A 17883-nucleotide genomic window follows, 5' to 3' on the forward strand; every position below is an offset into this window, starting at 1 on the left:
ATAACTTTGGTGTTGATACTGCGATGATTGGAGAGAGCTTCTTGCAGGACTTGGTATAAATTTTTATTTCCTTAAGACACTTGTAGCATTAAAAATTGAGAGGAAGATGATGGAAAAAGTTAGGATTTACCATAACCCAAATTGTGGGACATCGAGGAACGTACTTGCCATTATTCGTCATTGTGGTATTGAACCAGAAATTATTTATTATCTGAAAACACCACCTAGCAGGATGGAACTGGTTGAACTGTTGTTAGAAATGAAACTTTCTGCGAGGGAACTTCTAAGAACAGATGTTCCTGCTTATGAGAAATTCAATTTGGAATCTTCTAGCGTTGCAGATGAAGAAATGATTGATGCGATGATACAAGATCCTATTCTTATCAATCGTCCCATAGTTGTTACGAGTAAAGGTGCAAAACTCTGCCGACCCTGTGAAGAAATTTTAACCATTTTACCTGTAAAGATGGAAAAAGATTTTGTTAAAGAAGATGGACAGATTATTCAAAGTTTATAGCATATTGTATAGTGAATAATGGTTTAGGAGGTAAGTAAATGACATTATTAGAAAAAATTAATGAGACTAGAGACTTTTTGCAAGCAAAAGGCGTCACAGCACCAGAATTTGGCCTTATTTTAGGCTCTGGTTTAGGAGAATTGGCTGAAGAAATCGAAAATCCTATTGTTGTGGATTATGCAGACATCCCAAATTGGGGACAGTCAACAGTAGTTGGTCATGCTGGAAAATTAGTGTATGGGGATTTATCAGGCCGTAAGGTATTAGCGCTTCAAGGTCGTTTTCACTTTTATGAAGGAAATACAATGGAAGTCGTTACTTTCCCAGTACGTATCATGAGAGCATTGGCTTGCCACAGTGTGCTTGTGACTAATGCAGCGGGTGGGATTGGATACGGACCAGGAACTTTAATGCTGATCAAAGACCACATCAATATGATTGGGACTAACCCTCTCATAGGTGAGAACCTTGAAGAATTTGGACCACGTTTCCCAGACATGTCGGATGCTTATACAGCAACATATCGACAAAAAGCTCACCAAATTGCTGAAAAACAGAATATCAAACTCGAAGAAGGTGTGTACTTGGGTGTATCAGGACCCACTTATGAAACACCTGCAGAAATTCGTGCATTCCAAACAATGGGCGCACAAGCGGTAGGTATGTCCACGGTTCCAGAGGTGATCGTTGCAGCTCACTCAGGGCTTAAAGTGTTAGGAATTTCAGCAATTACTAACTTTGCCGCTGGCTTCCAATCAGAGCTCAATCATGAGGAGGTCGTTGAAGTTACTCAGCGTATTAAAGAAGATTTCAAGGGATTAGTTAAATCATTAGTTGCTGAACTTTAAAATGGTTTCTCGATTATACTATGCTGTCAAGTTTATGATAGCCGTTCTATTTATGACAGTTATGGCAGGAGTTGGGGCTATCTTAATGCACTATGTATTAATGTTTACAGAGTGGTTAGCATTTGGTGATAGTAGAGAAAATACTCTGTCTTTGTTAAATAGTGTCACACCAATTAAAAGAGTGTTATCACTTACTTTAGTCTCCTTTTTAGCATCCCTTAGTTGGTATTACTTACAAATCAAACCAAAGCAAATAACTAGTATTAAACAACAGGTTGTTTTTAAGGATTCTTCTGTAAAAAAGTCACCTTACTGGCTACATATAGGTCACGCATTTTTGCAATTGATTTATGTAGGAGCTGGTGGTCCTATTGGAAAAGAAGGAGCACCACGAGAGTTTGGAGCCATAAATGCTGGGAAAATATCGGATTTATTAGCACTTAAAGTGCTGGATAAACGTTTATTAATCATTAGTGGTGCAGCTGCAGGTTTGTCAGCAGTTTATCAAGTACCCCTAGCTAGTGTATTCTTTGCTTTTGAAACTTTAGCTTTAGGAATCTCACTGAAAAATATTGTGACATTGCTAGCCTCTAATTTTGGTGCAGCTAGTATTGCTCAATTAGTTATTTCGACAGCCCCTCTTTATCATATTTCAAAGATGAGTCTGAATTCACAGTTATTAGCTTTTATGTTCTTGATCGTTTTATGTGTAACTCCGATTGCGATTAGCTTTAGATATTTAAATCAAAAAGTGACAGAGAGACGTATTAAAAATATAAAAATATTGTTAAGTTTGCCAGTAGTGTCATTGATAGTATCTGTTTTATCAATAGTCTATCCCCAGATTTTAGGAAATGGTAATGCCCTAGTTCAAGAGGTCTTTAAAGGGACCACAGTTAGCTTAATCACTATTTTAGTTGTTCTCAAGATGATAGCAACATTATCCACTCTTTACGCTGGTGCTTATGGCGGTATACTGACACCATCTTTTTCCATTGGTGCTTGTTTAGGTTTTTTGTTAGCTAGTATTTCTATTCCTTTACTTCCCCACATATCGATAGTAACCAGTATGTTGGTTGGTGCAGCTATTTTTTTAGCTATTACAATGAGAGCGCCACTGACAGCTGTCGGTTTAGTCATATCTTTTACTGGTCAATCCGTTATAACTATTGTTCCCTTAACTATAGCAGTACTTTTTGCTACTGCCTATGATTATTTTATAAGAAAAATGAGGAGTTTATATGTCAATCCATATTGAAGCAAAACAAGGTGAAATTGCAGATAAAATTTTACTTCCAGGAGATCCACTCCGTGCGAAATTTATTGCCGAGAATTTTTTAGAAGATGCGGTGTGTTTTAATACAGTTCGCAATATGTTTGGTTATACAGGTACCTATAAAGGACATCGTGTTTCTGTTATGGGAACTGGTATGGGTATGCCTTCAATTTCAATTTATGCTCGCGAACTAATTGTTGATTATGGGGTTAAAACATTGATTCGCGTAGGAACAGCAGGTGCTATTAATCCTGATATCCATGTTCGTGAACTTGTTTTAGCACAAGCAGCAGCAACAAATTCTAATATTATCCGTAATGATTGGCCTGAATTTGATTTTCCGCAAATTGCTGATTTTAAACTTTTGGATAAAGCTTATCACATCGCAAAGGAAATGGATATTACAACTCATGTAGGCAGTGTATTATCTTCAGACGTGTTTTATTCAAACCAACCAGATCGTAATATGGCCTTGGGTAAACTAGGTGTTCATGCTATTGAGATGGAAGCAGCAGCTCTCTACTATCTTGCAGCTCAACACAATGTTAATGCTCTTGCTATGATGACGATTTCAGATAACTTGAATAATCCAGAAGAAGATACAAGTGCAGAAGAGCGTCAAACAACATTTACTGATATGATGAAAGTTGGGCTCGAAACACTTATTTCTGAATGAGGATAGAAATGACAGATTTTTCAACTGCTCTTAAAGTATTAGTGGATCAGTATTCTTATCATAATGCTTTCTTATTATTACAAAAACATGGTCCTTTAAACTCAGATTTATTATTTTTATTGGAAATGATGAAAGAGCGTCGAGAGTTAAACATTGATTTTCTTTTTGCTCATCAAGAACAAGTTGTTATATTACAAGAAAAATACAATATAAAGCTTTTGCATAACTCGTATGATTTAGAGTTGCTGGCAAATTACATCATGGATTTAGAAGCAAAAGTAAAAAATGGATTAATCATAGATTTTGTCCGTAGTGTTAGTCCTATTTTATATCGTCTATTTATGATTTTACTTGCACAAGAAGTACCTCACTTGCATGATTACATCCATAATGCAAGAGATGATCACTACGATACTTGGAAGTTTAAAGAATTAAAGGAGTCAAACCATCCAGTCCTTTTGGCATTCTCTGAAAGGTGGCACGATAGTCGCTTGACTTCTAAAAGCCTTGCAGAATGTTTACAATTAACCGACCTTGATGAAGAAGTGAAATCGACCATCATTCAATTAAGACAGTTCGAAAAATCAGTCAGAAATCCTTTGGCTCACCTGATTAAACCTTTTGATGAGCAAGAACTATATCGCACAACTCAATTTTCTTCTCAAGCATTTTTAGACCAGATTATCTTCTTGGCAAAGGTAATTGGTGTTGAGTATGATACTGTTAATTTTCACTACGATACGGTTAACAAGCTTATTATAAAGATACTTGAGTAATTTAAAAACAGTTCTGAGACAATCTCAGGACTGTTTATTTTTATGATTAAACGAAACTTCCTCTAATAAATAGTCAATAAATTTTTGTCCCATTTTTGAAAGGTTTGCTTTGTCGTGTCGGATATAGACAATATCAATAACATCATCCACGTCAAGAGGGATTGCGACAATTTCGTCACCGTTCAATTTTGAGTTGAGGATACCAGTTGCCACTGTATAACCATCTAATCCAATCATTAAATTAAACAGAGTTGCTCTATCACTGACAACAATGGATTTTGGGTGAGGAATTTGAGACATCATTTCCTCAGAAAAGTAGAAAGAATTATGCAGGCCTTGATCATAACTCAGATAAGGATAATCTTCTAAATCTTTCATACTTAATTTTTTTCTATTAGCTAAGGGATTGGATTTGCTCACGAAAATATGAGGTGTAGTAGTAAAAAGAGTTGTGGCAATTAAGGAATTATCGTCGAATAATTTGGTTAATACATCTCTATTATAGCTATTAAGAAACAGAACACCAATCTCTGAACGGAAATTTTTAACATCATCAATAATTTCCCAAGTCCTAGTTTCACGTAAAAAAAGTTCGTATTGGGTCATGTCTGTGCCATTAAAGAGAGCTACAAAAGCGTTAACCACAAATGCATAGTGTTGTGAAGAAACGCTGAACAGCTCACGACTTGTATTATCACCCTTATAACGCTCTTCAAGAAGTGCTGTTTGTTCTAGAATTTGTCGCGCATATGACAGAAATTCCATACCATCTTTTGTTAACGTTATTCCTTTTGGATTTCGAATAAAAATTTGGATCCCCATCTCAGTCTCAAGGTTCCTAACAGCGTTTGAAAGTGAAGGTTGGGTAATGTAGAGTTGTTTAGCGGCTTCATTCATGCTACCAGTTTCTACAATCTTAATAACATATTGTAATTGTTGAATTCTCATAACTCTAGTTTAAACTAGAATGTAAATAAATTCAATTAGATCAGCTAAATTATCAATATAGATCAATTGAAAATGTTATTTAGCTAATATAATCAGATTATTCCAATATTACTTTCGTTGAATATTGTATTGAAAAATGATATAATATCCAAGTAAAATTAAGGTTTTTTAAGTATTGGAGAATTACAATGTCTAATCATTCGCGCCGTCAACAAAAGAAACACTCACATACACCTCTACGGGTGATTAATTTATTTCTTTTGGTGATTTTTATTTTGTTAAGTGTAGTCTCATTATTTCTTATGTATCGTCACCATTTTTTGGCATTTAGACACCTGAACGTCATTTATGGAGTTGTAATTGTTTTAATCATTTTAGCAAGTTTATTTCTTTGTATTAAGAATAAAGCTAGAATTTTTACAACTATAATTTTAGTATTAGCTTCTATTTTCGTTGCTACTACTTTATATGGATTTAAGTCAACCATTGATTTGACAAATAATCTAAATAAAACTGCTTCATACTCTGAAATTGAGATGAGTGTAATTGTACCAAAAGATTCTAAAATAACCAATATAGAAGCTGTCAGCAAATTAGCCGCACCAGTTAAAAACGATACTTCAAATATTACTGATTTGATAGAACATATAAAATCAGAAAAAGGAATCTCTATTACACCACAAAAAACAGATTCTTACCAGGATGCATACAATAGAATTAAAAATGGTGATAGTCAGGCTATGGTTTTAAATAATGCTTATGTTAGCTTAATTGAACTTAGCACCCCTGATTTTAAATCGCAGATAAAAACGATTTATACTTACAAAATTAAGAAAAAAATTAATCGTAAAAATACTAATCATAAAGAAGGGGTATTTAATATCTATATTAGCGGTATTGATACTTTTGGCTCTATATCAACAGTATCAAGATCTGATGTAAATATTATTATGACGGTTAATACCAATACCCACAAAGTATTGTTAACGACAACACCACGAGATGCCTATGTAAAAATTCCAGATGGTGGGGGCAATCAATATGATAAATTAACCCATGCAGGTTTGTATGGCGTTGAGACATCAATGAAAACACTTGAAAACCTTTACGACATCAACCTTGATTATTATGCTAGAATTAATTTTTCATCATTTTTAAAATTAATAGACCTCTTGGGAGGAGTGACAGTTTATAACGATCAAGCTTTTACAAGTAAACATGGTAATTTTGACTTCCCTGTTGGTCAAGTAACATTGAATTCTGAGCAGGCTTTGGGCTTTGTTAGAGAACGTTATTCTCTACAAGGAGGCGATAACGATAGAGGTAGAAATCAAGAAAAAGTGATTGCAGCTATTATAAATAAGTTAGCTTCTAGTCAGTCAGTAACAAAATTAAATAGCATTACCTCACAGCTCCAAACGTCCGTTCAAACTAATATGACTATTGATAATATTAATGATTTGATTAACAATCAATTGTCAACTGGACAACGCTTCACTGTCGAGTCACAAGCATTAACTGGTCATGGTTCAACGGGTGAACTCCCTTCATATGCAATGCCAGGAGCTCAACTTTATATGATGTCAATTGATCAATCTAGCTTATCTAATGCAAAATCAAAAATTAAGAACACAATGGAGGAATAACAAGAATGATTGATATTCATTCTCATATCGTTTTTGATGTAGATGATGGGCCTAAAACGCTTGAAGAGAGTTTATCTTTAATAGAAGAAAGTTATCGACAAGGTGTTAGAATAATTGTTTCGACATCACATAGAAGAAAAGGTATGTTTGAAACACCTGAAGATATTATCTTCAAAAACTTTTCTATAGTTAAACACGAAGCGGAAAAAAGATTTGAACATCTTCAAATCTTATATGGTGGAGAATTGTACTATACAAGTGATATGTTAGAAAAACTGAAGTTAAAGCAAATTCCAACTTTAAACAATACGAAATTTGCTTTAATTGAATTTTCTATGCAAACTTCTTGGAAAGATATTCATACAGCTTTGTCAAATGTTTTAATGCTTGGTATTACACCAGTCGTTGCGCATATAGAGAGGTATAACGCTTTAGAGAATCAAAAAGAACGGGTGAAGGAAATTATTAATATGGGGTGTTACACACAAATAAATAGTTCCCATATTTTGAAACAAAAACTTTTTAATGATAAGCATAAACGCTTTAAGAAAAGAGCCCGTTATTTTTTAGAGGAAAATTTAGTGCATTTTGTAGCGAGTGATATGCATAACCTTGATGTTAGACCGCCATTTTTAGCAGAAGCTTATAAGATTATCTGTAGAGATTTCGGTAAAGAACGTGCTAACCAACTTTTTATTGAAAATGCTCAATCTATATTAAAAAACCATTACATTTAGGAGATTTCATGAATAAAATAGCTAATACAGAAGTTGAAATAAATATATTCAACCTTTTAAAAAAATTGTGGAAAAAGAAATTTTTAATCACATTTGTTGCCATTGCATTTGCAACAGCTGGACTTTTCTATAGTCTTTTTATTGTTACGCCACAATATACTTCTTCAACAAGGATATATGTCATTAACCCTAATACCCCTAATAATAGTATTACTGCACAAGATCTACAAGCGGGGAGTTTTCTTGCAAATGACTATAAGGAGATTATTACGTCTACTGACGTTCTAGAAAAAGTTATTTCTTCTGAAAAATTGAATTATCCTTCGTCTCAGTTGTTGCAAAAAATAACAGTTTCTATTTTAAAAGATACACGTGTTATTTCAATATCGGTCGAAGATGCTAATCCAAAAATGTCTCAAAAATTAGCAAATTCAGTTAGAGAAGCAGCAGTTTCAAAAATCAAGGCAGTTACTCAAGTAGAGGATATCACTACTCTTGAGAAGGGAAATTTACCTAAAGCACCATCTTCTCCTAATATTAAAAAGAATGTACTAATCGGGTTTATTGTTGGTGCAGGATTATCAACTATTGTTTTAGTTATTATGGGTATTTTGGATGATCGTGTTAATACTGAAGAAGATATTGAAAAGGCCCTAGGACTTACTTCTTTAGGTATAGTACCAGATTTGAATAAACTTTAAGGAGAATATAATGACTCGTTTAGAAATAGTTGATAGCAAGTTAAGACAAGCAAAAAAAACAGAAGAATACTTCAATGCGATCCGTACAAACATACAGTTTAGTGGAAAGGAAAATAAAATTCTTGCAATTACCTCTGTTAGGGAAGGGGAAGGAAAATCCACTACTTCAACAAGTTTAGCTTTATCTTTAGCTCAAGCAGGATTTAAAACATTATTAATTGATGCGGATACTAGGAACTCTGTTATGTCTGGAACCTTTAAAGCAACTGGAACTATTAAAGGCTTGACGAATTATTTATCAGGTAATGCAGATCTTGGAGATATTATCTGTGAAACCAATGTTCCTAGACTGATGGTCGTTCCTTCAGGGAAAGTACCACCAAATCCAACAGCATTACTTCAGAACGCTTATTTTAATAAGATGATTGAAGCTATTAAAAATATATTTGATTATATTATCATCGATACTCCACCTATTGGTTTAGTTGTTGATGCCGCAATAATCTCTAATGCTTGCGATGGTTTTATTTTAGTAACCCAAGCAGGTAGAATAAAACGTAATTATGTTGAAAAAGCAAAAGAACAGATGGAACAAAGTGGTTCAAAGTTCTTAGGTATTATTCTTAATAAAGTTAGTGAATCTGTTGCTACTTACGGCGATTACGGCGATTATGGAAATTACGGAAAAAGGGATAGAAAAAGGAAGTAAGGGGCTCTTGTATTGAAAGAAAAAGAAAATATACAAAAGATTATTATAGCGATGATTCAAACAGTTGTGGTTTATTTTTCTGCAAGTTTGACATTAACATTAATTACTCCCAATTTTAAAAGCAATAAAGATTTATTGTTTGTTCTATTGATACATTATATTGTCTTTTATCTTTCTGATTTTTACAGAGACTTTTGGAGTCGTGGCTATCTTGAAGAGTTTAAAATGGTATTGAAATACAGCTTTTACTATATTTTCATATCAAGTTCATTATTTTTTATTTTTAAAAACTCATTTACAACGACACGACTTTCCTTTTTTTCTTTTATTGCTATGAATTCGATTTTATTGTATCTATTGAATTCATTTTTAAAATATTATCGAAAATATTCTTACGCTAAGTTTTCACGAGATACCAAAGTTGTTTTGATAACGAATAAGGATTCTTTATCAAAAATGACCTTTAGGAATAAATACGACCATAATTATATTGCTGTCTGCATCTTGGACTCCTCTGAAAAGGATTGTTATGATTTGAAACATAACTCGTTAAGGATAATAAACAAAGATGCTCTTACTTCAGAGTTAACCTGCTTAACTGTTGATCAAGCTTTTATTAACATACCCATTGAATTATTTGGTAAATACCAAATACAAGATATTATTAATGACATTGAAGCAATGGGAGTGATTGTCAATGTTAATGTAGAGGCACTTAGCTTTGATAATATAGGAGAAAAGCGAATCCAAACTTTTGAAGGATATAGTGTTATTACATATTCTATGAAATTCTATAAATATAGTCACCTTATAGCAAAACGATTTTTGGATATCACGGGTGCTATTATAGGTTTGCTCATATGTGGCATTGTGGCAATTTTTCTAGTTCCACAAATCAGAAAAGATGGTGGACCGGCTATCTTTTCTCAAAATAGAGTAGGTCGTAATGGTAGGATTTTTAGATTCTATAAATTCAGATCAATGCGAGTAGATGCAGAACAAATTAAGAAAGATTTATTAGTTCACAATCAAATGACAGGGCTAATGTTTAAGTTAGACGATGATCCTAGAATTACTAAAATAGGAAAATTTATTCGAAAAACAAGCATAGATGAGTTGCCTCAATTCTATAATGTTTTAAAAGGTGATATGAGTTTAGTAGGAACACGCCCTCCCACAGTTGATGAATATGAAAAGTATAATTCAACGCAGAAGCGACGCCTTAGTTTTAAGCCAGGAATCACTGGTTTGTGGCAAATATCTGGTAGAAATAATATCACTGATTTTGATGAAATCGTAAAGTTAGATGTTCAATATATCAATGAATGGTCTATTTGGTCAGATATTAAGATTATTCTCCTAACACTAAAGGTAGTCTTACTTGGGACAGGTGCTAAGTAAAGGTAAGGTTTGAAAGGAATATAATGAAAATTTGTCTGGTTGGTTCAAGTGGTGGTCATCTAGCACACTTGAACCTTTTGAAACCCATTTGGGAAAAAGAAGATAGGTTTTGGGTAACCTTTGATAAAGAAGATGCTAGGAGTATTCTAAGAGAAGAGATTGTATATCATTGCTTCTTTCCAACAAACCGTAATGTCAAAAACTTGGTAAAAAATACTATTCTAGCTTTTAAGGTCCTTAGAAAAGAAAGACCAGATGTTATCATATCATCTGGTGCCGCTGTAGCAGTACCATTCTTTTATATTGGTAAGTTATTTGGTTGTAAGACCGTTTATATAGAGGTTTTCGACAGGATAGATAAACCAACTTTGACAGGAAAATTAGTGTATCCTGTAACAGATAAATTTATTGTTCAGTGGGAAGAAATGAAAAAAGTTTATCCTAAGGCAATTAATTTAGGAGGAATTTTTTAATGATTTTTGTCACAGTGGGGACACATGAACAGCAGTTCAACCGTCTTATTAAAGAAGTTGATAGATTAAAAGGGACAGGTGCTATTGATCAAGAAGTGTTCATTCAAACGGGTTACTCAGACTTTGAACCTCAGAATTGTCAGTGGTCAAAATTTCTCTCATATGATGATATGAACTCTTACATGAAAGAAGCTGAGATTGTTATCACACATGGCGGTCCAGCGACGTTTATGAATGCAGTTTCTAAAGGGAAAAAAACTATTGTGGTTCCTAGACAAGAACAGTTTGGAGAGCATGTGAATAATCATCAGGTGGATTTTTTGAAAGAGTTATTCTTGAAATATGAATTAGATTATATTTTGAATATCAGTGAATTAGAGAATATTATTAAGGAAAAAAATATATCTACTAGTAAAGTAATATCACAAAACAATGATTTTTGTTCCTCTTTCAAAAATGAACTTTCTAAACTATTTGAATAAATATATTTTGTTGGAGAAAAAAATTGAAATTAACTATCAATCCAAAGTATTTGTTAATAGGAGGAATTTTCGCTTTAACCCTATTTTCAAAGCCAATGCAACTTTTGTTACTTTTAGCATTAATAGTTTTACTTATTTGTAGTAGTTATAATGAAAAAATGAAATTTTTAAATATGGCTGAAATTTTTTTCATTGTATTTTATATTATTTATTTAACTTCAATATTGCTACATTCTTTGTTTAAAAATCCTGATTTTGATAGAATTTTAGCAGCTTTTAACTCGTTGATTATCGGTATAGTATCATTGGCTTTTTATCATTATTATAAGAATACAACTTTGGAGTTAGATAAAATATTAAAAGCATTTTTATTTAATGGGTTAATCCTATTTTTTTTAGGGGGAACATATTATTATTGTTTGCATAATAATATTCAAAATATCAGTATTTTTGGTAGAGATTTGATTGGGTCAGACTGGATTAATGGTATGCATACTCAAAGAGCAATGGGATTTTTTGAATATTCAAACCTTATAATTCCTATTACAGTGGTAACTAACTTATATATATATATATATATGAAGTTAAGAAACTATTCAATTATGACCATAGGTGTTGTATTATTATTTACCTTTATTTTACCTATTGGATCGGGCTCCAGGGCTGGAATAGTAGCTATATTGGCGCAGATGTTTATTCTTCTTCTAAATACAGTTGTCGTAAAGAAGAAAACTATAAAATTTTTATTGTACATACTTCCGTTTCTACTAGTAATAGTAATGATGTTATATTTTGATAACTTACTATCTATATATTATCGTATAATTAATTTGCGATCCGGGAGTAGTGAATCCAGATTTTCTTTATATAAAGATACAGTAAACATCGTTATAAATAATTCTTTATTATTTGGAGAAGGAGTTAAAGAGTTATGGTTAAATAGTGATCTACCTTTGGGGTCGCATTCAACGTATATAGGCTATTTCTACAAAAGTGGCCTGCTGGGATTAATGAATATAGTTCCAGGTTTGCTTTTAATTTTTACTAATATTGGTAGGAAAGCTAAACAATCAGCTTTTTATTATGAGATAGTAGGAACACTTATAACTTTATTCTCATTTTTTGCACTTGAAGATCTTGACGGAGCTAATTGGCTTATTGTTTTTATTTTTACAGTGTTAGGAATTTTAGAAAATAAGGATTTTTATAGTCAACTTAAAAGGTGGAAAAGTTAATGGAAAAACGAATACTTGTTTCTATCATTATACCTATATACAACTCAGAAGCATACCTTAAAGAATGTGTGCAATCCGTACTACAACAGACTCATCCATTGATAGAAGTTATACTAATTGATGATGGATCCACTGATAATAGTGGAGAAATTTGTGATAATTTATCTCAAGAAGATAATCGCATACTTGTATTTCATAAAAAAAATGGAGGGGTCTCTTCGGCAAGGAACCTAGGTCTAGATAAATCCACAGGAGAATTCATAACATTTGTGGATAGTGATGATTTTGTAGCACCGAATATGATTGAAATAATGTTAAAAAATTTAATCACTGAGAATGCTGATATAGCAGAAGTAGATTTTGATATTTCGAATGAGAGAGATTATAGAAAGAAGAAAAGACGAAACTTTTATAAAGTCTTTAAAAACAATAACTCTTTAAAAGAATTTTTATCAGGCAATAGAGTGGAAAATATTGTTTGTACAAAATTATATAAAAAAAGTATAATTGGCAACTTGAGGTTTGATGAGAACTTAAAAATTGGTGAGGATTTACTTTTTAATTGTAAACTCTTATGTCAAGAGCACCGTATAGTCGTAGATACGACTTCTTCCTTATATACTTATCGAATTGTAAAAACTTCCGCAATGAATCAGAAATTCAACGAAAACTCATTAGATTTTATAACAATTTTTAATGAAGTAAGTAGTTTGGTTCCTGCCAAATTGGCTAATTATGTTGAAGCGAAATTTTTAAGAGAAAAGATAAAGTGTCTCCGAAAAATGTTTGAATTAGGTAGTAATATTGACAATAAAATCAAAGTACAACGAGAGATTTTTTTCAAAGACATTAAATCATACCCGTTCTATAAAGCGGTAAAATACTTATCATTAAAGGGATTATTAAGCTTTTATTTAATGAAATGTTCACCTAAACTATATGTTATGGCATATAGAAGATTTCAAAAACAGTAGCTGGAGAAATTGGGAAAGAGAATTTATAACTTCATGATAAAGAAAATTGAAAAGGATTTAATAAGTGTAATTGTACCTATTTATAATGTTGAAGATTATTTAGTTGAATGTATAGAAAGCCTTATTGTTCAAACATATCGAAATATTGAAATATTATTGATTAATGATGGTTCGACGGATAATTGTGCGACAATTGCCAAAGAATTTTCTGAAAGAGATTGTAGAGTTATCTATATAGAAAAGTCGAATGGTGGGTTGTCAGAAGCTAGAAACTATGGAATTTATCATTCAAAGGGAAAATACTTAACTTTTGTTGATTCAGATGATAAAGTTTCCTCTGATTACATAGCGAATTTGTATAATGCTATTCAAAAACATGATTCGTCTATAGCTATCGGTGGCTATTTAGAATTTTATGAAAGACATAATAGCATAAGAAATTATGAATATTTAGACAAAGTGATACCAGTTGAAGAAGCACTACTAAACATGTATGACATTAAAACTTATGGTTCAATTTTTATTACTGCATGGGGAAAATTATTCCATAAATCTATATTCAATGATTTAGAATTTGCATTAAATAAGTATCATGAGGATGAATTCTTTAACTATAAAGCATACTTAAAAGCTAATTCTATAACATACATAGACAAGCCTCTCTATCATTATCGTATACGAGTAGGTAGTATCATGAATAATAGTGATAATGTTATAATTGCTAGAAAGAAACTTGATGTTTTATCAGCATTAGACGAGCGAATAAAACTTATAACAAGTTTACGTAAGTATTCCGTTTTTTTACAAAAAACAGAAATATTTTATGTCAATCAATATTTTAGGACTAAAAAATTTTTAAAACAACAATCTGTAATGTTTAAAGAAGATAACTATATCGATGCTTATAGAATGTATGGACGGTTACTTAGAAAAGTGAAGTTAGTTGATAAATTAAAACTTATAAAAAATAGGTTTTTCTAGAAATGGCTGTTTAATAGTTGTAATGTGAGTGACCACGAATTGTTGGATAACTATCAAAAAGACTAATTTAGGGGAAAAATAAAATGACTAATTTTGTTTGTCATACTTTATACCATCTACTGATTACTATAATAAAGTTAAAAGATAAAGAAAATACTAGAATATTTATTTGTGACACTATCACGGATTATGAAACTTGGGTAAAGATATTAAATGATCAGGGAATAAGAACTGAATCATTTAAAGAGTTTGCTTATCGGGAGCAGTTACAAAATAAAAATATTGAAGAAGTGATGGAGCTTGTAGATTCAGACTTAAATCACTACTTTGAGAGAGTAGATACACAAGTCTATCTATTTAATGATGATACTTTAATAGGTCGCTATATGGTGTATTTAGGTAAAAATTATCATCTAATTGAAGATGGTTATAACTGTTTTCAAGCCAAGTTATTCTTGGGTGGTTCTGTCGTAAAACGAGTAATTAAAACTTACTTATTTAAAAAGTATGTTCCGTATGGTTTTTCAAAATATTGTCTCTCAATTGAGGTTAATTCTTTAGTGGGGTTACCTCATGACATAAGGAGTAAGAAATATAAAGAACTACCGAGAAAAAAATTATTTGATAGTCTTAACAAAGAACAAAAATCACTGATTTTCAAAATATTTAAAACAAAACCATTAACTATAACTCCAAAGTCAGTATTATTGTTGACACAGCCACTTGCACAAGATAAATGGTATAAAACACCTACAGAGAGGTTTCAAAGTATTCAAGAGCAATACGATTATTTTGACGATATTGTCCAGGAATATAGAACGTTAGGGTACAATGTTTATTTAAAAGTTCATCCTAGAGATGTAGTAGATTATTCCAAATTGCCGGTAGAGCTATTACCATCAAATGTTCCTATGGAAATTATAGAGTTGATGTCAACAGGTCGGTTCGAATGTGGGATAACACATTCGTCCACTGCGCTGGATTCTTTAACTTGTGTTGATAAAAAAATAACTTTAGTAGATCTGAAGGATATTAAATGAATACTAAGAAATTACTTCAATCTGGTTTTATTTATACACTCGGGAATTTATTGGTGCAAGGATTAGCCTTTATCACACTTCCCATCTATACTCGGGTTATCTCAACAGAAGTTTATGGCCAATATAGTTTATATGTCGCTTGGATGAATATTATTATGCTTTTTATTGGCCTTCAGACGAGCGGTTCTTTAAGTTCAGCCCGGGTCAAATACGGAGAAGAATTTAAAAGCTATTCAGGGAGTGCCTTTTCTGTAGGTAATATATGGTTTCTTATTATACTTTTGATAGCTTTTCTATTTAGAAGTTTTCTTGCACCATTAGTTGGTTTTTCTGAATCTATTTTTTTATTAATGGTGTGTCAAAGTTACGCTAGCTATGTGGTGACTTTCTTTGGTCAGTATTTTATACAACAACAGAGGAGTTTGGCTAATTTAATATTATCCTTAGCCAATGCAGTTTCATCTGTTGCACTATCTCTATTTTTAATTTTTCATTGGTCCGATGACTTTTTATCTAGGGTTTTTGGAGCTTTTGTTCCTACTATAATAACTGGAATAGTTGCCTTTGCTTATATTTATTATCATAGCAAATCTTTTTACAATCCTAAGTATTTTCGGTTCATTGTCACTGTGTCTGTTCCTTTGATTTTTCATTTGTTAGGACACCAGTTGTTGGGGCAATTAGATAGAATTATGCTAGCTCGTTTATACAATACTAAAGAAGTTGCAATGTATAGTTTCGGTTATTCGCTTGGAATGATTATTCAGATTGTTTTGAATAGTATTAATATGGCTTGGATTCCATGGTTTTTTGATGCTAGAAAAGAAAAATTACTGCAACTTTCAACTTATATTAGCCGTTATCTCTATTTAGGAGTTTTCTTAACATTAGGTTATTTGACTGTTTTTCCTGAGTTAGCTCAAATAATGGGAGGAGACAAGTATAGTAGTAGTGTTCAATTTATTTCTTTAATTATTGTCAGCTACTTTTTAGTTTTTCTCTATACATTTCCTGTAAATATCCAATTCTTCTATGCTAATACGACATGGATTCCTATTGGGACATTATTAGCTGCTGGTGTAAATTGGTTACTAAACCTTGTATTAATTCCTCATTATGCAGCCTATGGCGCTGCTATGGCTACAATAATATCTTATTTAGCCTTGTTGATTTTTCATCATATTGTTTCGAAAGTTAAATACCATTATTCAGATGTCTCAGTTAGGCAGTACATCATTTTAAGTGGTATAGTATTTAGTTATGCTATGTTAATGAACATGTTCCTAGATAATATCGTTATTAGATGGAGTTTAGGAATAATTATTCTTATAGTATATAGCATTGTTTTTCAAAAAGTCATTTTAGACTTATTGAGTAAAAAAAGAAGGAGAAGATAATGGTTTATATTATTGCAGAGATTGGTTGCAATCATAATGGAGATATTAATCTTGCGAAAAAAATGGTAGATGTTGCGGTGTCTTGTGGTGTTGATGCTGTTAAATTTCAGACTTTTAAAGCTGAGAAACTTATTTCTAAATTTGCTCCCAAAGCTGAATATCAAAAAGAAACTACAGGAACAGCAGACAGTCAACTTGAGATGACGAAACGTTTAGAGTTAAGCTTTGAAGAATACTTAGAAATGCGTGATTATGCAATTTCAAAAGGTGTGGAGACCTTTTCAACACCTTTTGATGAAGAGTCATTAGAGTTCTTAATTTCTACAGATATGCCAATTTACAAAATTCCATCAGGAGAAATCACTAATTTACCTTACTTAGAAAAGATTGGCAAGCAACAAAAGAAAGTTATTCTTTCGACGGGTATGGCGGTAATGGAAGAGATCCATCAAGCGGTGAATATTTTACGTCAGAATGGTACAACTGACATTTCTATTTTACATTGTACAACAGAGTACCCAACACCTTACCCCTCTCTAAATTTAAACGTTATTCATACTTTGAAAGATGAATTTAAAGATTTAACGATAGGTTATTCGGATCATTCAATTGGATCAGAAGTACCTATCGCAGCAGCAGCAATGGGTGCAGAAGTTATTGAAAAACACTTTACTTTAGATACTAATATGGAAGGTCCGGATCATAAAGCCAGTGCAACACCTGATATTTTAGCTGCTTTAGTTAAAGGGGTTCGCATTGTTGAACAAGCCTTAGGTAGATTTGAAAAAATCCCAGATCCAGTAGAAGAAAAAAATAAGATTGTTGCTCGTAAATCAGTCGTTGCTTTAAAACCAATTAAAAAAGGCGATATTTATTCAATAGAAAATATTACGGTGAAGCGCCCAGGTAATGGTATTTCTCCTATGAACTGGTATGACATCTTGGGACAAGAAGCGCAAGATGATTTCGAAGAGGATGAAGTTATTCGTGATTCACGCTTTGAAAATCAATTGCCCGAGTTATAATAACACCTAATTATAATCGGCAACAGATGTATTACACGGCT

Annotated in this window: 19 protein-coding genes; 18 read left to right on the plus strand and 1 reads right to left on the minus strand. The window is 32.1% G+C overall.

Going from position 1 to position 17883, the window contains the following annotated elements; translation table 11 throughout:
* The first annotated feature begins 109 nt into the window (after nt 1-109).
* The 5 genes from arsC to HMPREF2818_RS02750 are packed head-to-tail and all read left to right on the plus strand — an operon-like array spanning nt 110 to nt 4093.
* Nucleotides 110-517, plus strand: coding sequence for an arsenate reductase (glutaredoxin) (arsC, locus tag HMPREF2818_RS02730; protein ID WP_000416959.1), 408 nt, complete (start codon nt 110-112; stop codon nt 515-517).
* Nucleotides 518-555: 38 nt separating this feature from the next.
* Nucleotides 556-1365 (plus strand): purine-nucleoside phosphorylase, encoded by an 810-nt coding sequence (locus tag HMPREF2818_RS02735; RefSeq protein WP_000173383.1) that lies wholly within the window; start codon nt 556-558, stop codon nt 1363-1365.
* A 1-nt stretch (nt 1366) separates the two neighbouring features.
* Complete coding sequence (locus HMPREF2818_RS02740) at nt 1367-2623, plus strand: chloride channel protein (protein ID WP_000254656.1); 1257 nt, start codon at nt 1367-1369, stop codon at nt 2621-2623.
* Nucleotides 2607-3317, plus strand: a complete 711-nt coding sequence (gene deoD, locus HMPREF2818_RS02745; RefSeq protein ID WP_000022113.1) for a purine-nucleoside phosphorylase — start codon at nt 2607-2609, stop codon at nt 3315-3317. The genes HMPREF2818_RS02740 and deoD overlap by 17 nt, the downstream gene beginning before the upstream one ends.
* An 8-nt stretch (nt 3318-3325) precedes the next feature.
* Complete coding sequence (locus tag HMPREF2818_RS02750; protein ID WP_000129272.1) at nt 3326-4093, plus strand: hypothetical protein; 768 nt, start codon at nt 3326-3328, stop codon at nt 4091-4093.
* A 24-nt stretch (nt 4094-4117) separates the two neighbouring features.
* Here the strand turns inward: HMPREF2818_RS02750 and HMPREF2818_RS02755 are convergent, their stop codons facing one another.
* Entirely contained in the window at nt 4118-5041 is a 924-nt protein-coding gene (locus HMPREF2818_RS02755) for a LysR family transcriptional regulator (RefSeq protein WP_001222599.1), read from the minus strand.
* Nucleotides 5042-5229: 188 nt separating this feature from the next.
* Between HMPREF2818_RS02755 and HMPREF2818_RS02760 the strand changes: the two genes are divergently transcribed.
* From HMPREF2818_RS02760 to neuB, 13 genes are all read left to right on the plus strand, one after another.
* Complete coding sequence (locus tag HMPREF2818_RS02760) at nt 5230-6687, plus strand: LCP family glycopolymer transferase CpsA (RefSeq protein ID WP_000064993.1); 1458 nt, start codon at nt 5230-5232, stop codon at nt 6685-6687.
* 5 nt (nt 6688-6692) lie between these two features.
* Nucleotides 6693-7424, plus strand: coding sequence for a capsular polysaccharide biosynthesis protein Cps4B (gene cps4B / locus HMPREF2818_RS02765; protein ID WP_000565383.1), 732 nt, complete (start codon nt 6693-6695; stop codon nt 7422-7424).
* 8 nt (nt 7425-7432) lie between these two features.
* Nucleotides 7433-8125, plus strand: coding sequence for a Wzz/FepE/Etk N-terminal domain-containing protein (locus HMPREF2818_RS02770; protein ID WP_001033072.1), 693 nt, complete (start codon nt 7433-7435; stop codon nt 8123-8125).
* Between the two features lie 10 nt (nt 8126-8135).
* Complete coding sequence (locus tag HMPREF2818_RS02775; RefSeq protein WP_000197419.1) at nt 8136-8834, plus strand: tyrosine-protein kinase; 699 nt, start codon at nt 8136-8138, stop codon at nt 8832-8834.
* A gap of 12 nt (nt 8835-8846) precedes the next feature.
* Nucleotides 8847-10235, plus strand: coding sequence for a sugar transferase (locus HMPREF2818_RS02780; RefSeq protein WP_000659574.1), 1389 nt, complete (start codon nt 8847-8849; stop codon nt 10233-10235).
* A 23-nt stretch (nt 10236-10258) separates the two neighbouring features.
* The gene (pssD, locus tag HMPREF2818_RS02785; RefSeq protein ID WP_000686634.1) at nt 10259-10708 is read left to right on the plus strand and encodes a PssD/Cps14F family polysaccharide biosynthesis glycosyltransferase; all 450 of its coding nucleotides are present in this window, start codon (nt 10259-10261) and stop codon (nt 10706-10708) included.
* Nucleotides 10708-11190, plus strand: a complete 483-nt coding sequence (locus tag HMPREF2818_RS02790; protein ID WP_000578442.1) for a glycosyltransferase — start codon at nt 10708-10710, stop codon at nt 11188-11190. Before pssD ends, HMPREF2818_RS02790 begins: the two co-directional genes overlap by 1 nt.
* 23 nt (nt 11191-11213) lie before the next feature.
* Nucleotides 11214-12425 (plus strand): O-antigen ligase family protein, encoded by a 1212-nt coding sequence (locus tag HMPREF2818_RS02795; protein WP_000778889.1) that lies wholly within the window; start codon nt 11214-11216, stop codon nt 12423-12425.
* A complete protein-coding gene (locus tag HMPREF2818_RS02800) occupies nt 12425-13399 on the plus strand; it encodes a glycosyltransferase family 2 protein (RefSeq protein ID WP_000415346.1) in 975 nt (324 codons plus the stop codon). Before HMPREF2818_RS02795 ends, HMPREF2818_RS02800 begins: the two co-directional genes overlap by 1 nt.
* Nucleotides 13400-13432: 33 nt before the next feature.
* Nucleotides 13433-14380 carry a glycosyltransferase family 2 protein gene (locus HMPREF2818_RS02805; protein ID WP_000591737.1) on the plus strand — a complete coding sequence of 316 codons (948 nt, stop codon included), beginning with the start codon at nt 13433-13435 and terminating at the stop codon, nt 14378-14380.
* A gap of 83 nt (nt 14381-14463) precedes the next feature.
* Nucleotides 14464-15420 (plus strand): glycosyltransferase family 52, encoded by a 957-nt coding sequence (locus HMPREF2818_RS02810; protein WP_000181212.1) that lies wholly within the window; start codon nt 14464-14466, stop codon nt 15418-15420.
* Nucleotides 15417-16817 (plus strand): oligosaccharide flippase family protein, encoded by a 1401-nt coding sequence (locus tag HMPREF2818_RS02815; protein ID WP_001093064.1) that lies wholly within the window; start codon nt 15417-15419, stop codon nt 16815-16817. The genes HMPREF2818_RS02810 and HMPREF2818_RS02815 overlap by 4 nt, the downstream gene beginning before the upstream one ends.
* Nucleotides 16817-17842: an N-acetylneuraminate synthase gene (gene neuB / locus HMPREF2818_RS02820; protein WP_000262522.1), complete on the plus strand. Its 1026-nt coding sequence runs from the start codon at nt 16817-16819 to the stop codon at nt 17840-17842. Before HMPREF2818_RS02815 ends, neuB begins: the two co-directional genes overlap by 1 nt.
* Nucleotides 17843-17883 lie beyond the last annotated feature (41 nt).

The sequence above is a fragment of the Streptococcus sp. HMSC076H09 genome, assembly GCF_001811765.1.
Classification (GTDB): Bacteria; Bacillota; Bacilli; order Lactobacillales; family Streptococcaceae; genus Streptococcus; species Streptococcus agalactiae.